We start from the raw sequence: 21139 nt of genomic DNA on the forward strand, positions 1-21139 counted from the left end.
GGGTTGAGAGCTTCTTCCATCGCCCTCAAGTGGCTCTCCATGCACGGTCAATATCAGCACGCTCTGTTCGATGGCCGTATCAGCTTTCCCCTTGTGATTGAGTAGGAAGCATCGGTATTGGTACGCGGTATTAAGCACGCACTGCGGGCATATACCGGTCAGATCAGTGAGCCGGGCTCCTCGGCCTTTACATGGTTGCGTCCATCCGTAGCACCCTCAACGGTGAGCGCATCGGCTTCGGCCTCGGTGATGTAGATCCGCTGGCCGGCCAACTCGACAAAGGACATTGCTTTGTCATTGTCGGTCATGACGTTGACCCGCGTAGCGGGCAGGCTTTGTTCCTGGCCGTCCTCATCGAGTTTGAAGTAGCACAGGTGGTTTTCGATACGTACGGTCATGACGATCTCCTTTTCATGGGCTGTGTATGTTAGGGCTCGCGCGTCACCGCCGGTTCCACGCAACTGACTGGCGGTCGGCGCTGTCCATCTCTTAACAACTCTTATAAAGGACAGCTTCCATGGACGCCTGGTGGCATGAAGTGTGGCAAACCCTGCAAGCCGAGTTCGCCGATATCGGTGATGCCAAGCAGTTGACCCAAATCACCGTACGGCTGCTGATCGCCGCCTTACTGGGCGGCATTCTTGGTTTTGAGCGTGAGAGCAAGGGCAAGGCTGCCGGTGTGCGTACCCATATGTTGGTTGCCATTGGGGCCGCGCTGTTTGTGATGGTGCCGCAAATGTCGGGCAATCAGGCCGATGCCATGAGCCGCGTGGTGCAGGGGGTGATTGCGGGGATCGGCTTTCTGGGCGCCGGCACCATCATCAAGGGCAAGGATGATGAAGAGGGTCACGTCAAAGGGCTGACCACCGCCGCCGGGTTGTGGATGACCGCTGCGATCGGGGTGTCGGCCGGCTTGGGCCGTGAATCGACAGCGGTCTTGAGTACCTTGTTGGCGTTGGCGGTGTTCAGCGTGATGCCGAAAATCGTCAAGCGTTTTGAGTAGGGCTGACAATCACCGGTGGCATGGTCGTGGGCGGTTCTTGAACGGGCGGCGGTGGATTGACCTGCGGTTCCTCCTCTGGAATGGGTTTGGGTTCCGTGGGCGGCAAGGTGGGGTTGTCGATATTCGGGTCGGGCGTTTGCGCTGGGATCGGGATATTCATCGGTATGGCCTCCTTTGTGCTTTGCTCTATCGGTGGACACCCGCCGGGGCAAATTGATTCCCCGCCCAATGGCGGTACATCCACCTGAACTTTTAGCGAGGGCCCGGGCTCGGACCTATGACGGCCTTGCTCAGGGAGAGCGGCGTCGTATCAGAATTCGGATCAAGCAAAGAGCGTCCATAGGGCGTAAGGGGAAGATGCTCGATGACTGCTGAAACACTGACTCCAGATGAATCCTTGTTACCGTTGTCCCAGGCCTTGTTGCTGCCCAGGATCGCCATCGAAAGCACCACCCCCGTGATTGACGGCGGCGAATTCGCCGTAAAAGCCGTGGTGGGCCAGCGCGTCAACGTCACCAGCAAGGTTTTCGCCGACGGCCATGACAAGCTCGCCGTACTGATTCGCTGGCGCCCGCTGTCGGACGAGAGCTGGCACAGCGTGGTGATGACTGACGTGGGCAACAATGGTTGGGAGGGTGCGTTTACCGTCGCAGTCGTAGGCCCTCACGAGTATTGCATCGAAGCCTGGATCGATACCTTCGCCAGCTTCTGTTATGAACTGCGCAAGAAGCACGAGGCCGGTGTGCCGGTGAGCCTGGAGCTGCAGGAAGGCCGCAGCCTGGTGCTGCAGGCCGCCGAGCGCAGTGACAACGAACTGCGTGACCGCCTGATGCTGCTGCATCACGAACTGTCTGGCCTGTTGGAAACCGAACAGGTCGCGCAATTTTTGCACGAAGACAGTGCGCACTTGATGACCCAGGCCGATCACCGTGCGTATTTAAGCGTCAGTACCGTGTACCCGATTGACGTGGAGCGCGAGGCTGCGCTGTTTGCCAGCTGGTACGAGCTGTTTCCGCGCTCGATCACCGACGACCCAGCGCGCCACGGCACCTTCAATGATGTGCACGCGCGCTTGCCGATGATCCATGACATGGGCTTCGACGTGCTGTACTTCCCGCCGATCCATCCGATCGGGCGTAGCCATCGCAAAGGCCCCAATAATTCCCTGACCGCCGGGCCTGATGACCCGGGCAGCCCGTACGCGATTGGCAGCGAAGACGGCGGCCATGAGGCGATTCACCCGCAATTGGGCAGTCGCGACGACTTCCGGCGCCTGGTCAAGGCCGCCGCCGACCATGGCCTGGAAATCGCCCTGGACTTCGCCATCCAGTGCTCCCAGGACCACCCGTGGCTCAAGCAACACCCCGGCTGGTTCAACTGGCGCCCGGACGGCACGATTAAATACGCCGAGAACCCGCCGAAAAAATACCAGGACATCGTCAACGTCGACTTCTACGCGGCGGATGCGATCCCCAGTCTGTGGACCGAGCTGCGCGATGTAGTAGTGGGCTGGGTAGAAGAGGGCGTGAAGACCTTTCGTGTGGACAACCCTCACACCAAGCCGCTGCCGTTCTGGCAATGGTTGATCAGCGATGTGCGGGCCAAGCACCCGGATGTGATCTTCCTCGCCGAAGCCTTCACCACCCCGGCCATGATGGCGCGCCTGGGCAAGGTTGGGTATTCCCAGAGTTACACCTACTTCACCTGGCGCAACACCAAGGCCGAGCTGAGCGAATACTTCACCCAGTTGAATGAATCACCGTTGCGTGAATGCTTCCGGCCGAACTTCTTCGTCAACACGCCGGACATCAACCCTGGCTTTTTGCATGAGTCCGGCCGTCCCGGTTTCTTGATTCGTGCGGCATTGGCCACCATGGGCTCGGGCCTGTGGGGCATGTATTCGGGGTATGAACTGTGCGAAGCCGCGCCGGTGCCGGGCAAGGAGGAATACCTGGATTCGGAGAAGTACCAGATTCGCGTCCGCGACTTTACCGCGCCGGGCAACATCATCGCTGAGATCGCCCAGCTCAACCGCATCCGCCGGCAAAACCCGGCCTTGCAGACCCATCTGGGGTTGAAGCTCTACACCGTGTGGAACGACAACATCCTGTACTTCGGCAAGCGCAGTGAGGATGGCAGCAACTTTGTTTTGATCGCGGTGAACCTCGACCCCTACAACGCCCAGGAAGGGAACTTTGAACTGCCGCTGTGGGAATTGGGCCTGCCGGATGATGCGCAGACTCAGGGTGAAGACTTGATGAACGGCCATCGCTGGACCTGGTATGGCAAGACCCAGTGGATGCGGCTGGAGCCGCAGATGCCGTTTGGTATTTGGCGCATCACCCTTTCGTAAGTCTCGTGAGATCAACTGTGGGAGCTGGCTTGCCTGCGATAGCGGCCTGTCAGTGCCTGCGGTGTTGGCTGAAGTACCGCCATCGCAGGCAAGCCAGCTCCCACATTTAAACCGCGGTCATTCAGGCGGTTTTACAGCATTTCCAGGAGTTTCCAATGGCGAAGAAACCCACCCCAGCCACCTTCATCAAAGACCCGCTCTGGTACAAGGACGCGGTGATTTACCAAGTTCACGTCAAATCCTATTTCGACTCCAACAACGACGGGATCGGCGATTTTCCCGGCCTGATCGCCAAACTCGACTACATCGCCGACCTGGGTGTAAACACAATCTGGCTGCTGCCGTTTTACCCTTCGCCACGCCGTGATGACGGTTACGACATCGCCGAATACCGGGGCGTGCACAGCGACTACGGGACCATGGCCGACGCCAAGCGCTTTATCGCCGAGGCCCACAAGCGTGGCTTGCGGGTGATTACTGAGCTTGTGATCAACCACACCTCCGACCAGCACCCGTGGTTTCAGCGGGCGCGTAAGGCCAAGCCGGGTTCGGCGGCGCGGGACTTTTACGTGTGGTCTGATGACGACCAGAAATACGACGGCACCCGCATCATCTTCCTCGACACCGAGAAGTCCAACTGGACCTGGGACCCGGTGGCCGGCCAATACTTCTGGCACCGGTTCTATTCCCACCAGCCGGACCTGAATTTCGATAACCCCCAAGTGATGAAAGCGGTGCTTTCGGTGATGCGCTATTGGCTGGACATGGGGATCGATGGCCTGCGCCTCGACGCCATTCCTTACCTGATCGAGCGTGACGGCACCAACAACGAAAACCTGCCGGAAACCCACGACGTTCTTAAACAGATCCGCGCCGAAATCGATGCCCATTACCCCGACCGCATGCTGTTGGCCGAAGCCAACCAGTGGCCTGAAGACACCCAACTGTATTTCGGTGACAAAAAGGGCGATGACGGCGATGAATGCCATATGGCCTTCCATTTCCCGCTGATGCCGCGCATGTATATGGCATTGGCCCAGGAGGATCGCTTCCCGATCACCGATATCTTGCGCCAGACCCCGGAGATCCCGGCCAATTGCCAGTGGGCGATCTTCCTGCGCAACCACGATGAGCTGACCCTGGAGATGGTCACCGATAAAGAACGTGACTACCTGTGGAACTACTACGCCGCCGACCGCCGTGCGCGCATCAACCTCGGCATTCGCCGTCGTCTGGCGCCGCTGATGGAGCGCGACCGTCGTCGTGTAGAGCTGCTCAACAGCCTGCTGCTGTCGATGCCGGGCACGCCGACCCTGTATTACGGCGATGAAATCGGCATGGGCGACAATATCTACCTTGGCGACCGCGATGGCGTGCGTACGCCGATGCAATGGTCCATCGACCGCAACGGCGGTTTCTCCCGCGCCGACCCGGCCAGCCTGGTGTTGCCGCCGATCATGGACCCGCAATACGGCTATCAGTCGGTCAACGTCGAAACCCAGACCCAAGACCCCCATTCGCTGCTCAACTGGACCCGGCGCATGCTGGCGGTGCGCAAGCAGTCCAAGGCGTTTGGTCGCGGCAGCTTGAAAATGCTGTCGCCGAGCAACCGGCGCATCCTGGCGTACACCCGCGAATTCACCGGGGAGGATGGGCGTACCGAGATCATCCTGTGCGTGGCTAACGTGTCGCGCAGCGCGCAAGCGGCTGAACTGGACCTGTCGGCGTTTGCCGGCATGGTCCCCGTGGAAATGTTGGGGGGCAACGCTTTCCCACCCATTGGTCAGTTGAATTTCCTGCTGACACTGGCGCCCTATGGTTTCTATTGGTTCGTGTTGGCGGCGGAAAACCAAATGCCCAGCTGGCATGTGGAACCGGCGCAAAGCATCCCGGATTTCACCACCCTGGTACTGAAAAAGCGCATGGAAGAGTTGCTCGAAGAACCCAGCCGCACCACCCTGGAGCAGACCTCGCTACCCGCTTGGTTACCCAATCGTCGCTGGTTTGCCGGCAAAGATACCGCCATCGACACCGTACACATCGCCTACGGCGTGCGCTTTGGCGATGCGCAGCACCCGGTGCTGCTCAGTGAAATCGACGTCACCAGTGGCGGGCAAGTGAGCCGTTATCAATTGCCGTTTGGCTTTTTGGGGGAAGACCAGTTCACCAGCGCCTTGCCCCAGCAACTCGCCTTGGCCCGTGTGCGCCGGGTGCGTCAGGTCGGCCTGGTGACGGATGCGTTCAGCCTTGAGCACTTTATCCGCGCGGTCATCCAAGGGCTGCAAGCGGGTACCGTGTTGGACACCCCCGAAGGTGATCTGCGTTTCGAAGCCACGCCGCATTTGGCCAAGTTGCAGCTTACCGATCAGTCTGAAGTGCGCTACCTGTCTGCCGAGCAATCCAACAGCTCGGTGGTGGTCGGCGAAAGCCTGGTGCTCAAGTTGATCCGTAAAGTCGCCAGCGGCGTACACCCGGAACTGGAAATGAGTGCCTACCTGACCGCCGCAGGCTACCCGAATATCTCACCGCTGCTGGGTTCGATGATTCGCCGCGACGGGGCAGGCGAGGACAACCTGTTGATGATCGCCCAAGGCTACCTGAGTAACCAAGGTGACGCCTGGGCCTGGACGCAAAACAGTCTGGAACGGGCGATTCGTGATGAGTTGGCCGAGGCCATGTCCGAACAGGAGCAACACTACAACGCCCTCGGTGAGCTCAAAGATTTCGCCGGTTTGTTGGGCCAACGCCTGGGCGAGATGCATGTAGTGCTGGGGGCGAAAACCAGCGACAAGGACTTCAACCCCGAAATCACTACCGCCAAGGACACCCAGGCCTGGGCCAAGGACGTGGGCGCCCAGCTCGACCGCGCCTTGCAATTGCTCAAGCTCAATCAAACTCAGTTGAACCCTGGCGATCAGGCGCTGGTCAGTGATTTGCTGGCGCAGAAAAAAGCCATCGCCCTGCATGTGCAGTCCCTGGCGAAAGCCACGGCAGGTGGGCTGCGCATTCGGGTTCACGGGGATCTGCATTTGGGCCAGGTACTGGTGGTGAAAGGTGATGCCTACCTGATCGACTTTGAAGGCGAGCCGGCGCGCCCACTGCGTGAACGGCGCGGCAAGCACAGCCCGTATAAAGATGTGAGCGGCGTGCTGCGTTCTTTTGATTACGCGGCGGCCATGGCCCTGAATGTGCAAGGGGTGGATCACTCGCCCGAAGCTGCCCAGGCGCGCAAGCGCGTGACCGACCGTTACCTGAACGAAGCACGCCAGGCATTTATCCAGGCTTATCAGGCAGCTACGTCTACACTGGCGCATGACTGGCAGGATGCCAAAGGCCAGGACGCAGCGCTGACGTTGTTCAGCCTGGAGAAGGCCGCGTATGAAGTGGCTTACGAAGCGGAAAATCGCCCGACTTGGCTGCCGGTGCCCCTGCAAGGGTTGCACGGTTTGTTGAGCGGGATTGCACCTATATCGAAGACTGCACGCGGTGGGGAGACGTCATGAGCTTTACACATAAAGAACCGCTGCAACCGAAGTTGACAGCATTGCCAGCATCCAAGGATGTCGAGGCGTTGGTACGCGCTGAACACCCTGACCCGTTCTCGATTCTCGGGCCTCACCAGGATGAACAAGGTGGGCAGTTTATCCGCGCATTCCTGCCAGAAGCGCTGAGTGTGCAAGTGCTGGCGCGCGATAGCGGCGAGCAGATCGGCAGCCTGGACGCCACTCAGGTGCCGGGGCTGTTCGTTGGGCACTTCAATCATCAGCAGCCGTATCTGCTCAAGATCCAATGGGCCGGCGGTGAGCAAATCACCGAAGACCCTTACAGCTTCCAGCAACTGTTGCTGGGAGAAATGGACCTCTACCTGTTTGCCGAAGGCAATCACCGTGACCTCAGCAGTTGCCTCGGTGCCCAGGTGACTAGCGTCGATGGGGTGCAGGGTGTGCGCTTTGCGGTCTGGGCGCCGAATGCCCGCCGCGTTTCGGTGGTGGGCGACTTCAATATCTGGGATGGTCGCCGTCACCCGATGCGCCTGCGCCATCCGTCTGGGGTGTGGGAGCTGTTTATCCCACGCTTACAGGCAGGTGCAGCCTACAAGTACGAGATCCTGGGTGCCAACGGCATCTTGCCGCTCAAGGCTGACCCAATGGCGTTGGCCACCCAGCTGCCGCCGGACACTGCGTCAAAAGTCGCCGAGCCCCTTAAGGTGGATTGGCAAGACCACCAATGGATGCAGTCGCGGGTCGAGAAGCAGAAGACCTCGGCACCGTTGTCGATCTATGAGCTGCATGTGGGCTCGTGGCAATGCGAGTTGGACGAGGCGGGCGAAGTGGCGCGCCAATACAACTGGCGTGAGCTGGCCGAGCGGCTGGTGCCTTATGTGCAGCAACTGGGCTTCACCCACGTTGAGCTGATGCCGATCATGGAGCACCCCTTCGGCGGCTCATGGGGCTATCAGGCGCTGTCACAATTCGCCCCGACCGCCCGGTTTGGTTCGCCCGAAGACTTTGCCTACTTTATCGATGCCCTGCATCGCGCCGATATCGGCGTGATTCTTGACTGGGTACCGGCGCATTTTCCCACCGATACCCACGGCCTGGCGCAGTTCGACGGCACCGCGCTGTACGAGTACGCCAACCCGCTGGAAGGCTTTCACCAGGATTGGGACACGCTGATCTACAACCTGGGCCGTACCGAAGTGCATGGCTTTATGCTGGCATCGGCGTTGCACTGGTTGAAGCACTTCCATATTGATGGCCTGCGGGTGGATGCGGTCGCCTCAATGCTCTACCGCGACTATTCGCGCAAGGCCGGCGAGTGGGTACCCAACCGCCATGGCGGTCGTGAAAACCTCGAAGCCATCGACTTTCTGCGCCACCTTAACGACGTAGTGGCGCTCGAAGCACCGGGCGCACTGGTGATCGCCGAAGAATCCACCGCCTGGCCCGGCGTTAGCCAGCCGACCCAACAGGGCGGCCTGGGCTTCAATTACAAGTGGAACATGGGCTGGATGCATGACTCGCTGCATTACATCCAGCAAGACCCGGTGTACCGCGCCCATCATCACAACGAGCTGAGTTTTGGCCTGGTGTATGCCTGGTCCGAGCGTTTTATCCTGCCGATTTCCCACGATGAGGTGGTACACGGCAAACACTCGCTTATCGACAAGATGCCCGGCGACCGTTGGCAGAAATTTGCCAACCTGCGGGCCTACCTGGCGTTTATGTGGATGCATCCGGGTAAGAAATTGCTGTTTATGGGCTGCGAATTCGGCCAGTGGCGTGAGTGGAACCACGACCAGCAACTGGACTGGTACCTGTTGCAGTACGCCGAACACAAGGGCGTGCAGAAGCTGGTGGGTGATCTCAACCGTCTCTATCGCGAGGAACCCGCCCTGCATGAGCAGGACGACGCCCCCCAAGGCTTCCAGTGGTTGATCGGCGACGACGCGATCAATAGCGTCTACGCCTGGCTGCGCTGGAGCAAGGACGGCAAGCCGGTGCTGGTAGTGGCCAACTTCACCCCGGTGCCCCGCGAAGCCTATGCGGTCGGCGTGCCGTTTGCCGGGCGTTGGAGCGAGGTGATTAACAGCGATGCGGACACCTATGCCGGTTCCAACTATGGCAACGGCGGTGAAGTGTTCACCCAGGATGAGCCACGCCATGGCCAGCCGGTGTCGTTGTCGCTGAATTTGCCGCCGCTGGGCGTGCTCATTCTGCGCCCGGAATCGCTTTAAAGGCTCTGCCGTGCGGGATTCTGTTGTCCGCGCTGCTGGCAGGGTGCCACAATGGCACCTTTGTCGTGGCAACAGAATCAGGCGGATCTCATGAATGGCCTTGGGCGTGAGCAGGACCAGGATTGGTTTATCGAAGAGCAGGTGCGAACCGACCGTTTGCACCAGTTGTTTCGTCAATCGTTTGCGGCGATTTTCGGCAGCTACCTGGGCGCCATCATGCTGTGCTGGTTGTGCTGGGACCGGTTTGACCATCAGGTCATCCTGATCTGGCTGGTGGCGCTGGCGGTGTCTACCCTGGTGCGTCTCCAGATGTTCATGGCTTGGTTTCGCTGCCCCGGCGTAGAACGTACGCCTGATCGTTGGGAGCGGCGCTACTGGGTCACGCTGATGGTTTCGGCCGGAATCTGGGGGTTTGGTGCATTGGCACTCATGCCCACTGACGATCGGCTGTCCCAGGCGCTGGTCATGCTGTTTACGGTGGGGATGTCGGTAAGCGCAGTGTCGTGTTATTCGGCTTATCGCTATATGACACTGGGGTCTATGGGCCTGGTGTTGCTGCCTTGCACGGTGTGGCTGCTGTTTCAGCCTTCATCAATGCAGGTCGGCGTGGCCATCGCGGTTTTGGTGTTTTCCACCTTCGTGGTCAGTGCTACACGCAAACTGTCGGATGCCCTGGAAAAAGCCTTTCGCCTGACTCGCCAGATGGAAAGGGCCCACACCATCTCTAACCGTGCCGCGCAGACCGATGAACTTACCGGCCTGATGAATCGCCGTGCATTCTTCGAACATGCTCAGCTGCTGTATGCCCAATGCCGCCATAACGGCCAGCCGCTGTGTGCGCTGATGCTGGACATGGACCACTTCAAAGACATCAACGACACCTATGGCCACCAAGCCGGCGACCAAGTGTTGCGCCAGATTGGCGGGGTGATCAGCGCATCGTTCCGACACGCCGATGTATATGGCCGCCTGGGCGGCGAGGAGTTTGCGGTGTTACTGCCTAATACCTCGCTGGAAACCGCCCGGGATATTGCCGAGCAGTTGATCAAAGCGATTTCGGGCCTGGCCGCCGAGCCGGTGCATGGCCTGACGGCCAGCCTGGGTGTGGCCTCCACCCATTCACAGGACCAAGACCTGCACGGCTTGATGAACACCGCCGACAAGGCGCTGTACCGTGCCAAGGCTCAAGGCCGCAATCAGGTGGCGGTGGCGGAGTAGGGTTGCCCAATGGATCTACGGTTATTGAATACGAAAAAGCCCCTGAAGTGGTTACACCCTTCAGGGGCTTTTTGCAGAATACCGTCTCAGCCGGCCAATGCATTCAACACGTGTACTGGATCATTGTGAATCGCTTTAAGCAGCGCTTTGGCCGGACCCGTAGGCTCGCGCCGTCCTTGCTCCCAATTGCGCAACGTACCGAGCTGTACATCAATCAGGGCGGCGAACTTGGCTTGCGTTAAACCTGTCGCTTTGCGAATTTCTTTAACTTGTAACGCATCAACGTGGAATTCACGGGAAGGCTGGCGTTCGCCGCGCAGTATCTCGTTCATCTCCTGCACGCTTCCCATCAGTTCATCAAAAAATTTGCTCATGGTTATCTCCAGTGTTCGATTGCAGCCTTCAACGCCTTGCGTTCGTCGCTGGTAAGGTCGTGCTGTTCATTTTTCGGGTAGATCATCAACAGAATAATCTGTGACATCGATACGAAGTGGTAATAGATCACTCTACCCCCGCCTTGCTTGCCATGCCCCTTCGCTGCAATTCGTATCTTGCGAATGCCGCCTGTGCCCTCGATCAGATCACCTGCGCAGGGGTGTAGCATCAGGGCGTGTTGAAATCGGGTGTAGGCATCGTCATCAATTAATTCCTTTACTCTGCGCGTAAAGGTGGGAGTTTCAATGAAAATCATCGCTAATGTACGCCAATGGCTTAGTTCGCGGCAATTCTAATCCCAAGCGCCCCTGCGTACATCCGGTGGGTTGTAACCCTATTTTGTTTGGCCTTCTGCGCAAATAGGCCTACATGCTCTACGACGGCCTTTTATGCGGCTCAGTCCTTGCACATGGCCTTGGCCAGCGCCCGCGCCACCTGATCGGCCGAGTAGGGCTTGGGCAGGAATTCAAACCCTTCATAGCCGCTGTCGGCCAACTCTTCGCTGTAGCCGGAGGTGAGCACCACCGGCAAGTCCGGGCGCCGCTCACGCAGCAGTTTGGCCATGGCTACGCCGGTGATGCCGGGCATCATCACATCCGAAAAGATCCCATCGAATACTTGCGCCTGCGGGCCGGCCAGGGCCAGTGCCTGCTCGGCATCGGTGGCCCAGGTGGTTTGGTAGCCCAGGTCCTGCAGGATTTGATTGGCGAAGCGACCCACTTCCAGGTTGTCTTCGACGATGAGGACATGGCGCAAGGCGGTGTCCGGGTGTGGGCCGTGATCCTGCACGGGCGCGCACTGCGGCGGCGCCTCGGACGCCACTTGCGGCAGGTACAGGGTAAATACCGTGCCCTGACCCAGGGTGCTGGTGACTTCGACGTTGCCGCCGGACTGTTTGGCAAACCCGAACACTTGGGACAACCCAAGCCCGGTACCTTTGCCAACCGCCTTGGTGGTGAAAAAAGGCTCGAAAATGCGCTCGAATGCATCGGCGTCGATGCCGCTGCCGGTGTCGGCAAGTGCAATGGCCACGTACGGCTTGAGGGCCCCGGCATCGCCACGGATGCGCGGCAAGGCATCTACCGTGGTGACACTCAGGGTCAGGGTGCCTTGGCCGACCATTGCGTCGCGTGCATTGAGGGCGATGTTGATCAGGGCGGTCTCGAACTGGCTGGCGTCGACGCGCACATGGCTGGGGTGTTCGGGCAATTGCACCTGCACTTGAATACGCGCCCCCGTGACACTTTCAAGCATCTCGCCGATGGTCTGCACACGCTGGCCTGCGTCGAAGACTTCCGGGTTCAGTGGCTGGCGGCGGGCGAAGGCGAGCAGTTGGCTGGTGAGCTTGCTGGCGCGCTCGACGGTGTCGGAGACTGCGCCCATATAACGGTGGCGGCGCTCTTCGGATAAGTCCGGTTTGCGCAGGAAGTCTACAGAGGAGCGAATGATGGTCAGCAGGTTGTTGAAGTCGTGAGCCACGCCTCCAGTCAACTGGCCGATGGCTTCCAGTTTCTGGGACTGGCGCAACGCGGCTTCGGCCTGGCTCAAGGCCGTGGTGCGTTCTTCTACCCGTTGCTCCAGGGTGGCGTTTAGCTCGGTAAACGCCGCCAGGCCTTCGCGTACGGCGGCATCAGCGCGGACACGCTCGATATGTGCCCAGGACCGCTCGGTAACTTCGCCCACCAGCGCCAGGTCGTAGGGCGACCAGATTCGCGCGGCTTTATCATGCACGGCCATCAAGGCGGTAAGGCGGCCCTCCTTGATCAGCGGGAAACACGCCGTGGCCAATGCGCCCAGTGCTTGGTAACTGGCAGCGTCCCGGGGCGAAAACTCGATGCGATTATCCTGCACCACCAACGGTTCGCCGGCGCGCAGTTGCTGGACAGCCCTTGCACCGAAGGATGCCAGGCTGTAGCGCCCGACAATACTCGGCGAGCCGGGCGCAGCCCAGTTGCCGCGAATGGTGAAGCCGTCTTGATCGGCGTCCACGTCGGCATACGCGCAATTGGATACCTGCAGGTGTTCGGCCAGCAGGCGCGTGGTGGTGGACATGATGCTTTCGGCGTCGGTGGCATTGACCACGGCGCTGCCTACCGCATCCAGCACGGCCAGGCGGCGGTTCAGGAAGACGGTTGCGGTGGTTTCGGTAACGGTGTCCAGCATGCCCACGACGTGGCCCTGAGGGTCGCGGATAGGGCTGTAGCAAAAGGTGAAATAGGCCTGTTCGAGGCCGGCGCCGCGTTCAATCAGCAGCGGGTAGTTCTCGACATAGGTGGCATGCCCTTCGAACGCGGCATTGGCGATTGGGCCGACTTCGCTCCAGACTTCGCGCCATACCTCGCTGAACGAACGCCCGAGTGCATAGGGTTTGTCCCCCAGAATCGTCAGGAATGCGTCGTTGTAGAGCATGGTCAGCTTAGGCCCCCAAACGATGGCTTGGGGGAAGCTAGAGGCAAAGCACAGTGCCACGGTGGTCTTGAGCACATCGGGCCATTGTTCCAACGGGCCGAGGGGCGTACTGGCCCAATCATGCTGGCGAACCCGCTCAGCCATGTCGCTGCTGCTTTGCAGCCAATTCATCATTGGGAGAACACCTTGTTTACCACAGTCGTTTCAACTGCCCGAACTGGCAGCCCATCAAGCTACAGACCGGAATGGCGGCTGGCAGTTCAGCGCAATTATCCACGAGATGGCAATTTGATGCTCTATCCAAATGAATAGATCCGCAAATGCGATTATTGGGTGCCGAAAACCCCCGTCCAATAAATCCCTGCATCGCTTTTTGGGTCCATGGCGTAGGCCGCACCCAGCTCGCGAAATTGCGGATTCATAAGGTTGGCGCAATGGCCGGGGCTGGCGAGCCAGCCGTCGACGACCTTGCGGGGGGTGTCCAGGCCGGCGGCGATGTTTTCACCGATATTTTTTGCGATATACCCGGCCAGTTCAGCGCGGTCGCCGGGGGTACGGCCGTCGTGGTCCAGATGGTCAAAGAAGTTGCCGTTGGCCATGTTGCGCGTGTGACTGTTGGCGGCGCCGGCCAGTTCTTCGTTCCACGACAACGGGGTGGTTGCGGTGAAAGACTGGGTGCCGCACTGGCGCGATTGTTCGCGGGCGGCGTTGATCAGGTTGAGCAGTTGCTTGCCTTCGGTCTGCCAGTCGCCCAGGCCGCTGGACAGCAAGGGGCGGGCGAGCACGATGCGCCAGTCCTGGCCGCTGTTGCTCACGCCGATATCGACAAATTGCGGGTCAAGCACCACGCGGCAAAAACTCTCGCGCACGGCTTTCATCGCGGCTTGAGCATCCTTGGGCCCCGACAGGCTGATGGCCTGCACGTTGACCATCGGGTACGCCGCACGGGCCAGTGACTGCTGCAGGTCGCCGACGTTAGTCGCCGGCAGCACCAAGCGTGTATCGCTGGCCAGCGGTGGCAGCTCCTGGGAGCCCTGGTCACCGCAGCGTTGTACCTGGCTGCGGTATTCGTTGATCTGTTGTACTAACTGACTTTCTTCATTCGCCATCGCGCTGGCGCAGAACACCGTAGTGGCGGCCAGCGTCGTCAGGCTCATCATCAATGACAGCACGCGCATGGACGTTACCCTTGAGCTTGAAAGTGCCCATGATGCGCGATGTAACCCAGTCTTGCGCAACGCCTTTTTTGTTTTTTTGCCTCAACGGGCGTTATGGCCCGTGTTCATGGCAGGGATGCGGCAACATGCCATCGCGGCTGCGGTGATGATCAGGCCTGCCGCAGTGGCGAACGTGACGTGCAAACCATGGGCCACGGATTGCCCGGCAGCGCGGGTTACATCCGGGGTCGCCCAGGCGAACACGGCGCCCAGCCCTGAGGTGCCGGCAATCAGGCCCAGGTTGCGTGACAGGTTCAGCAAGCCAGACACCGTGCCACGGCGCGCGGCCGGCACATCGCTCATCACGGCGGTATTGTTGGCGGCCTGGAACAGGCTGTAACCGCCGGTCAGAATCACCAGTGCGCCGAGGTATGCCAACAGCCCCGAGACCAACGACAGCAGCACGGCGCCGCAAAACAGCAGGCCCAGGCCCGCCAGGCTCATGCGCTGGCTGCCGAGGCGGTCGGTGAGGTAGCCCGCTGGCACGCCGCTGATCGCCGCAACGCAGGGGCCGACCGCCATGGCCAGGCCCATCTGCGCGGGGTCGAGCCCCAGGCCATGGGACAGATAAAACGGCCCCACCACAAAGGTGGCCATGATGACGGCAGCAATCAGCGCGCTCATTACCAAACCGGCGCGCAACGGCCGGTCATGCCATGCCGTACGCAAGCTCAGCATGGCGGATACCGATGTGTGTGCCCGGTCGCTGGGCACATAACGATAGGCGAGGGCGGCAGCCAGTAGCCCCAGCGGCACGCCGACCATAAATAGCGAGCGCCAGCCCCATAGCGCCAACAACACGCCCCCTACACTCGGCCCCATGGCCGTGCCGACGGCAGACATCGTGCCCAGCAGGCCCATCACCCGGCCCGTGCGCTCCGGGGCTACCGTGTCGCCCACCATGGCAAGCGCCATGGCCATCATGATCGCCGCACCGAGGCCTTGCAGGATGCGGGCGCCAATCAGCCAGTCAAGGCGCGGTGCGACGCCACAGAGCCCGCAGGCCAGGGCGAACAGCAGCAAGCCGAGGAGCAATAAGCGCCGCCGCCCGAATCGGTCGCCCAAGCGGCCCGCACTCAAGATCACCGCTGTGATCGCCAGCAAATACGCGAGCACCACCCACTGCACGGCATGGAACGATGCACCAAACGCCTGTGCAAGGCTGGGCAGGCCGACGTTGGCGATGCTGGTGCCCAGAGCGGCCAGCAACATCGAGAGGCTTAAGCTGACCAGCGCGCCGCGTGAAGAGTTCGACATGAGGCATTCCTTGGGTGAAAGCAACTGTCACAAATCTACGGCGTCATCTAACATGGCGGAAGACGCAGGGTATGCAGTAAATAACTGCATACAACGCCTGATGAGGAGTGCCAATGCCGGATCTCAACTTATTGATCACCCTGGATGTGCTGCTCACCGAAGGCAGCGTCGCCCGTGCCGCTCAGCGCCTGCACTTGAGCCCGTCGGCGATGAGCCGCGCCTTGGCGCGCTTGCGTGAGACCACCGGCGATCCATTGTTGGTCCGCGCCGGCAGGGGCTTGGTGCCCACCCCGCGCGCGCTGGCGTTGCGCGAGCAGGTCGGGCGCCTGGTGCAGGAGGCCCACGCAGTGCTGCGCCCCGCTCAATTTTTGGACATGGCCCAGGTGCAACGGACGTTCACCTTGCGCACCAGCGAAGAGTTCGTCGAAAACTTCGGCCCGGCGTTGCTCGCCCGTATCGCCCAGCACGCCCCTGGTGTGCGCCTGCGTTTTGTGAACAAGACCGACAAGGACAGCACCCTGTTGCGTGAAGGCAGCGTCGACCTTGAAACCGGCGTGGTCGACCTTGCGAGCAGCCCCGAAGTGCTGACCCAGGCGCTGTTCCGTGATCGTTTGGTGGGGGTGGTGCGCAGTGGTCATCCCCTCAGCCAGGGGGATGTCAGCGTTCAACGCTATGCCAAAGGCCAGCACGTCTATGTGTCCCGACGCGGCCAAAACCGAGGCCAGATCGACGATGCCCTCGAAGCCCAAGGCCTCACCCGTCATATCAGCACCATCGTCGCCGGTTTCTCCACCGCCATCGCCCTGGCCCGCCACACCGACCTGATCGCCAGCGTGCCCGAACGCTACACCGCCCACCAACGTGCTGGCCTGCACAGCTTTGCGCTGCCGCTGGAGTTGCCCACCTTTACCGTCGCGATGCTCTGGCACCCAAGGCTCGACGCCGACTTGGGCCATCGCTGGCTGCGCGGATGTTTGCGTGAGGTCTGCGCGCCGCAACAGGTACAATCGCCGCTGCCTTGAAGCGAAACGCCAGGAATGTGCATGTTCAGCCTTACCCGTTACACCACGCCGTGCCCCGAGCCCATCAATGCGCAAGTCCTGCAGATGGTGGTGGACAACCTCACCGACATCAGCAGCATCGCGTTGCCGCCGAGCAACCTGCTGTACAACATCTATCAGTACGCCATCGGCTTTGAGGTGCACCTGTACCTCGAAGCGTTGAATGGCGCGAAAGGTATTGCGGTCGAGTTGGTCGTGGCCACTGACGCTGAAGACCCTGAGAAAGTCATCGGTTTTATGCTGTGCCTACCGGTAAAAGATGACCCCGAAGCTTGTGGTGTTGCGTTCATGGCGGTGCAAGCCGGGCATCGGCGCCAAGGTGTCGCACGGGGGATGATGCAGGATGCGTTGGGGCGCTATCCCCATGCCGAATTGGCGTGCGCGGTTGAGAAAGTGCCGGCCTTCGAGTCCCTGGGCTTTCAGGTGCGGGGCGCGCGCGGTACCCAGGTATTAATGAACACACGCAACTACGGTACGGACGGGCTAATGGGCGTGCTGGATGTTGCGCCAATCTACAGCTCGTTGGAGGTGCGGCAGATTCATACGTACCTGCTGCAAAAGCATGGCAAGCGGGCGATGGTGGATGCCGAGAAGCAGCGGGATCGGCATCTGGATCAGTTGGCGCGCAAGGTTCAGTTGTTTCTACAGAACCGGAACTGAAACACGACCGCAATGTGGGAGCGGGCTTGCTCGCGAAGGCGGCGTGTCAGCCACCACATGTATCAACTGACACACCGCTTTCGCGAGCAAGCCCGCTCCCACATTTGGCTCTGCGTGTATCAGATAAGCAGTGGCCTACTCGGGTAGCACTGTACGGCTGCGGTTGACCATCGCCATGATCGTCGCCAACAGTTCCTGCTGGGCTTCTTCACGACTGATCTCGCCACTCGCCGCCGCATGGGACAAGGCCTCCGCAGCCCCCAGCATCGCGCGTAATCCGGCCTGGGATACGCGGCCAAACGGCGACAGCGCCTCACGGCATTTGTCGAGGAAGATCGCCTCGTACCGCCGCTTGAGGCTTTCCAGCTCCGGCGAGCTGCTCAACGCCGCAATCACTCCCGGGATTTCCCGACCCTGCAGTAACACGCAGTCCACATAGGATGACGCAATCACCCACGCCCGGTCCTCCAGCGTGGCATCGCTAGCGTCGATGGCGTCGGCAAATACCTGGTTCTGACGCCCGTCAAAATCTTCATACAGTGCGGCCAACAACCCGGCGCGGGTGACGAAATGGTCGTAGACCACCGGCTTGGTCACGCCAGCCAACTCTGCCAGGCGGCCTAAGGTCAGGGCCTCGGTGCCTTCATCGCGGACCAGGCTCCAGGCCACATCCAACAATTGCCGCAGGCGGTCTTCACGGGACAGGCGACGACGTGGTGCGATGGACTCACTGCTTGACATGCTTATATACCAAAAGTAACTTACCAAAGGTAACTTAAGCCCAGCCTAAACCGAAAGGGAGTCAATGTCATGCACGCTTTGATCGTTGTTGCTCATCACGACCCACAATCCCTTACCCACGGCATCGCCGCACAAGTGGCCGCAGGCCTGGCCGCGTCAGGCCATACGTTTGAAATCGCCGACCTCGCCGCCGAAGGGTTCGACCCACGCTACACCGCCGCCGATCATCGGGTACACCGCGCACGAGCTACGCCACCTGCCGACGTGCTGGCCGAACAAGCCCGTATCGACCGTGCCGACGCCCTGGTAGTGGCATTTCCAATCTATTGGTGGTCCATGCCAGCGTTGCTCAAGGGCTGGGTCGACCGCGTATTCATCAACGGCTGGGCCATCGATTACGGCCCCGATACGCCGGTGGTGAAAAAACTGCGGCATTTGCAGGTGCATCTGTTGGCGTTGGGTGCCGCCGATGATGGCGCGTTTGATCGTCACGGTTATGCCAAGGCCATGCGCACGCAAATCGACTATGGGATTTTTGATTACTGCGGGGCGCAGGTAGTGACGTCCGAATTGTTGCTGGACGCGGAAAGTGGCGCAGCACAGGCGCATTTGCAGAAAGCGAATAAGATCGGCCAGGCGCTGTTTCAGGCTGAAACCGTAGCCAGCTGATTCAGCCTTCGCGAAACAGGTCGTGGGCATCCAGCAGGCGGTAGGCAATTTCCGGGCGTTTCTCCAGGCCCCGTCGAATCGCGGTCGGGATTGACTGCCGAGTCTTGCGGCACATGCCCGGCAGTTCATCGATCACGATCTGGATACCGCGCATGCTCTTGACCTCGGTATGCCCAGGCGCGATATGCACGCGGATGCCCAATTGCTGGTACATCAGCTGTTGCATACGCTCCAGGTCTTGCAGGCTCTTGAGGTCTTCGAGACGGTCGATCAGCTTTTTTTCTTCCTGGCGCGTGAGCTTCAGGATGCGCTGGTCGGTACCCGGGGTTTCCAGCAGTTGCTCGCGGTCACAGACACAGGCGCCGGGTGGGCAGGGTTGGCGAATAGTCATGTGCTTGGCCTCCCCATTCCGACGCTGCTTCCTCAGGAGCTAGTAGCTCAGTAGCTCAGTTGAACCCCAAGACTGCCCAGGGCCTTCCAGTACTCAGGATAGGTCTTGGCTACGCAGTCCGGGTCTTGAATGCGGATGCCCGACACTTTCAAACCCGCCAGCGCAAAGCACATGGCGATGCGGTGGTCGGCATGGGTGTCGATCAGCGCATTACAGGCTGTGCCGGCCAGGGCAGGGTCGCTGGCCACCAACAGGTCGTCACCTTCAATGGTGGCCAGGCCTGGGCGAATCTCGTTGAGGCCGTCATGCAGGGCTTGCACGCGGTCGCACTCTTTGACCCGCAGGTTGGCCAGTTCAGTGAAACGTACCGGGGAGTTGTTGAACGCTGCCAGCACTGCCAGAGTCGGAATCGCGTCCTGCATCTGCGAGCCCACCACGGTGGCCTGCATGTTCGGGAACTGCGCGATCACGGCTTGGGCCTTGGCGTCGGGCTGGGTGAAGTCTTGCGCGGCAACGCCGATGTCGATACGACCACCGGTCAATACTTCGGCCGCCCACAGGTAGGTGGCGGCGGACGCGTCGGGTTCGATCAGGTAGTCATGGGCGGTGTAGCCAGTGGGGGCCACGCGCCAGGTGGTGTCGTTGACTGCCTCGACCTGGGCACCGAAGGCGCGCATGCAGTCCAGGGTCAGGTCCACGTAACCACGGGCGCCGATGTCCTTGCCGGTCAACGCCACCTCAATCGGCGCTTCGCCGCAGGCCGCGAGCATCAGCAGGGCCGAGACGTACTGGCTCGACAAGCCGCCGTCGATCTCAAAGCGCTTGGCCTGGACTTTACCCACGCCGTGCACGGTGACCGGTGGGCAGCCGGTAGGGCTGTCGACCCTGATGCCGTTCTGGCCGAGTGTGGCCAGCAACGGGCCGATCGGGCGTTTTTGCATGTAGTCGTCGCCGTCCAGCACCACGGTGCCTTCAACGGTGGCAACGGCCGCGGTAAGGAAGCGCATCGCGGTGCCGGCATTGCCGAGGAACAACGGCTGCGCGGGCAATTGCAGCTTGCCAAGGCTGGTGACGACAAACGTGGTGTCGTCCGGCTCGTCGATGGTCACGCCCATCTGGCGCAAGGCCACCGACATATGGCGGGTGTCATCGCTCTTGAGCGCACCGCTCAGGCGGCTGGTGCCCTTGGCCAGGGCCGCCAGCAACAGGGCGCGGTTGGTAATGGATTTGGAGCCGGGGGGCGCGACCTTGCCGTTGAGGGGGAAGTTGGGCGGTGTAACGGTCACGGTTTTCTGCGAACTCAAGGTACAAGGCTCCTGATTCAAGGCAAGGTGGTACGGAGTGGCCGACGGGCGGACCCGAATAATCGGCCAAACCAGCGGTGCTTGTCGAGGCTTAGCGCAGGCTCAGCCAGTAATCATGCAGGGCGCGTGCCGCAGGCTCGATCTGGCTGACGCGCTGCTGGTGGGCCTGTACATCCAGGTCGGCCGGCAGTTCGAAGTTGTCCTGCTCGGCGCACCAGGAGATTTTCTCCAGCTCGCCGGCCTGCGCGGCTGGCAGTTGCGGCCAGTTGCCGATGGCTGCGCCACGGATATAGCCAAAGCACCATTCTTCGGCGAGGGTCACGGTTTGGCCCTGGTGGTCGGTTTCATCGAAGCGTGCCTTGAAGGCGTTGGCATCTGTGGCCAGTTGCCCCGCCAGGGTATTGATGTGGCGTACGCACAGCTCCAGGAAGCTTTGCGCCTCGTCCATGTTCTCCCATTCCGGATTCTGCCCGCCCCAAATCGCCGGGAACCACTCGGCCACATCCACCTGCACCGGGCTGGACACCAGCGCCGTGAAGTAACCGTCGAGTTCGGCCAGGTTCAGCACCGAATGGTCGTCGCCGTACTTTTGCAGGGTGTCTTCGATAAATTCGAATTCGGCTGGGGAGAGGGGTTGGGTGTGCATGGGCATATCCTTTAAACGTCGAGCGCCGCGAATGGGGC

The 21139-nt window shown here is 60.6% G+C and carries 19 protein-coding genes; 8 read left to right on the forward strand and 11 right to left on the reverse strand.

The features are described from left to right. Window positions 1-158 precede the first annotated feature (158 nt). A complete protein-coding gene (locus tag ICY20_RS17560; RefSeq protein WP_159959179.1) occupies window positions 159-398 on the reverse strand; it encodes a DUF3203 family protein in 240 nt (79 codons plus the stop codon). 119 nt (window positions 399-517) lie between these two features. Here ICY20_RS17560 and ICY20_RS17565 point away from each other — a divergent pair, with 119 nt between their 5' ends. Further along, on the forward strand, window positions 518-1003 hold the full coding sequence (locus tag ICY20_RS17565; RefSeq protein WP_159959181.1) for an MgtC/SapB family protein: 486 nt from the start codon (window positions 518-520) through the stop codon (window positions 1001-1003). Here the strand turns inward: ICY20_RS17565 and ICY20_RS17570 are convergent. Next, window positions 987-1163, reverse strand: coding sequence for a hypothetical protein (locus ICY20_RS17570; protein WP_194938131.1), 177 nt, complete (start codon window positions 1161-1163; stop codon window positions 987-989). The two genes, ICY20_RS17565 and ICY20_RS17570, sit on opposite strands and share 17 nt — an antisense overlap. A 204-nt stretch (window positions 1164-1367) precedes the next feature. On the opposite strand from ICY20_RS17570, the gene ICY20_RS17575 reads away from it, so the two are divergent. The 4 genes from ICY20_RS17575 (at window position 1368) to ICY20_RS17590 (ending at window position 10311) form a co-directional block, all read left to right on the forward strand. Beyond that, the gene (locus ICY20_RS17575) at window positions 1368-3356 is read left to right on the forward strand and encodes an alpha-1,4-glucan--maltose-1-phosphate maltosyltransferase (RefSeq protein WP_194938132.1); all 1989 of its coding nucleotides are present in this window, start codon (window positions 1368-1370) and stop codon (window positions 3354-3356) included. Window positions 3357-3511: 155 nt separating this feature from the next. Then, on the forward strand, window positions 3512-6859 hold the full coding sequence (gene treS / locus ICY20_RS17580; RefSeq protein ID WP_194938133.1) for a maltose alpha-D-glucosyltransferase: 3348 nt from the start codon (window positions 3512-3514) through the stop codon (window positions 6857-6859). Next, window positions 6856-9093, forward strand: coding sequence for a 1,4-alpha-glucan branching protein GlgB (gene glgB, locus ICY20_RS17585; RefSeq protein ID WP_159959187.1), 2238 nt, complete (start codon window positions 6856-6858; stop codon window positions 9091-9093). Before treS ends, glgB begins: the two co-directional genes overlap by 4 nt. 51 nt (window positions 9094-9144) lie before the next feature. Further along, window positions 9145-10311, forward strand: a complete 1167-nt coding sequence (locus ICY20_RS17590) for a GGDEF domain-containing protein (protein ID WP_194938134.1) — start codon at window positions 9145-9147, stop codon at window positions 10309-10311. Window positions 10312-10397: 86 nt separating this feature from the next. Here the strand turns inward: ICY20_RS17590 and nadS are convergent, their stop codons facing one another. From nadS to ICY20_RS17615, 5 genes are all read right to left on the reverse strand, one after another. Continuing rightward, complete coding sequence (gene nadS, locus ICY20_RS17595) at window positions 10398-10685, reverse strand: NadS family protein (protein WP_181081085.1); 288 nt, start codon at window positions 10683-10685, stop codon at window positions 10398-10400. 2 nt (window positions 10686-10687) lie between these two features. Continuing rightward, window positions 10688-11002: a type II toxin-antitoxin system RelE/ParE family toxin gene (locus ICY20_RS17600; RefSeq protein WP_194938135.1), complete on the reverse strand. Its 315-nt coding sequence runs from the start codon at window positions 11000-11002 to the stop codon at window positions 10688-10690. 140 nt (window positions 11003-11142) lie between these two features. After that, window positions 11143-13329 (reverse strand): hybrid sensor histidine kinase/response regulator, encoded by a 2187-nt coding sequence (locus ICY20_RS17605; RefSeq protein ID WP_194938136.1) that lies wholly within the window; start codon window positions 13327-13329, stop codon window positions 11143-11145. Window positions 13330-13481: 152 nt separating this feature from the next. Beyond that, the gene (locus ICY20_RS17610; RefSeq protein ID WP_159959193.1) at window positions 13482-14333 is read right to left on the reverse strand and encodes a CAP domain-containing protein; all 852 of its coding nucleotides are present in this window, start codon (window positions 14331-14333) and stop codon (window positions 13482-13484) included. Between the two features lie 81 nt (window positions 14334-14414). Then, on the reverse strand, window positions 14415-15629 hold the full coding sequence (locus tag ICY20_RS17615) for an MFS transporter (protein ID WP_194938137.1): 1215 nt from the start codon (window positions 15627-15629) through the stop codon (window positions 14415-14417). Window positions 15630-15742: 113 nt separating this feature from the next. Between ICY20_RS17615 and ICY20_RS17620 the strand changes: the two genes are divergently transcribed. Next, window positions 15743-16651 (forward strand): LysR family transcriptional regulator, encoded by a 909-nt coding sequence (locus ICY20_RS17620; RefSeq protein ID WP_194938138.1) that lies wholly within the window; start codon window positions 15743-15745, stop codon window positions 16649-16651. Between the two features lie 21 nt (window positions 16652-16672). Beyond that, entirely contained in the window at window positions 16673-17350 is a 678-nt protein-coding gene (locus tag ICY20_RS17625) for a GNAT family N-acetyltransferase (protein WP_159959199.1), read from the forward strand. 135 nt (window positions 17351-17485) lie between these two features. On the opposite strand, the gene ICY20_RS17630 is transcribed toward ICY20_RS17625, so the two are convergent. Next, a complete protein-coding gene (locus tag ICY20_RS17630; protein ID WP_159959201.1) occupies window positions 17486-18091 on the reverse strand; it encodes a TetR/AcrR family transcriptional regulator in 606 nt (201 codons plus the stop codon). Between the two features lie 69 nt (window positions 18092-18160). On the opposite strand from ICY20_RS17630, the gene ICY20_RS17635 reads away from it, so the two are divergent. Further along, window positions 18161-18760, forward strand: coding sequence for an NAD(P)H-dependent oxidoreductase (locus ICY20_RS17635; protein WP_194938139.1), 600 nt, complete (start codon window positions 18161-18163; stop codon window positions 18758-18760). 1 nt (window position 18761) lies between these two features. Here ICY20_RS17635 and ICY20_RS17640 read toward each other — a convergent pair whose 3' ends face one another. The 3 genes from ICY20_RS17640 to ICY20_RS17650 form a co-directional block, all read right to left on the reverse strand. Beyond that, window positions 18762-19151 (reverse strand): hypothetical protein, encoded by a 390-nt coding sequence (locus tag ICY20_RS17640; protein WP_159959205.1) that lies wholly within the window; start codon window positions 19149-19151, stop codon window positions 18762-18764. A gap of 47 nt (window positions 19152-19198) precedes the next feature. Beyond that, window positions 19199-20455 (reverse strand): 3-phosphoshikimate 1-carboxyvinyltransferase, encoded by a 1257-nt coding sequence (gene aroA, locus ICY20_RS17645; protein WP_159959207.1) that lies wholly within the window; start codon window positions 20453-20455, stop codon window positions 19199-19201. 91 nt (window positions 20456-20546) lie between these two features. Further along, entirely contained in the window at window positions 20547-21101 is a 555-nt protein-coding gene (locus ICY20_RS17650; RefSeq protein WP_159959209.1) for a UPF0149 family protein, read from the reverse strand. Between the last annotated feature and the right edge of the window lie 38 nt (window positions 21102-21139).

This window comes from Pseudomonas pisciculturae, assembly GCF_015461805.1.
GTDB lineage: Bacteria > Pseudomonadota > Gammaproteobacteria > Pseudomonadales > Pseudomonadaceae > Aquipseudomonas > Aquipseudomonas pisciculturae.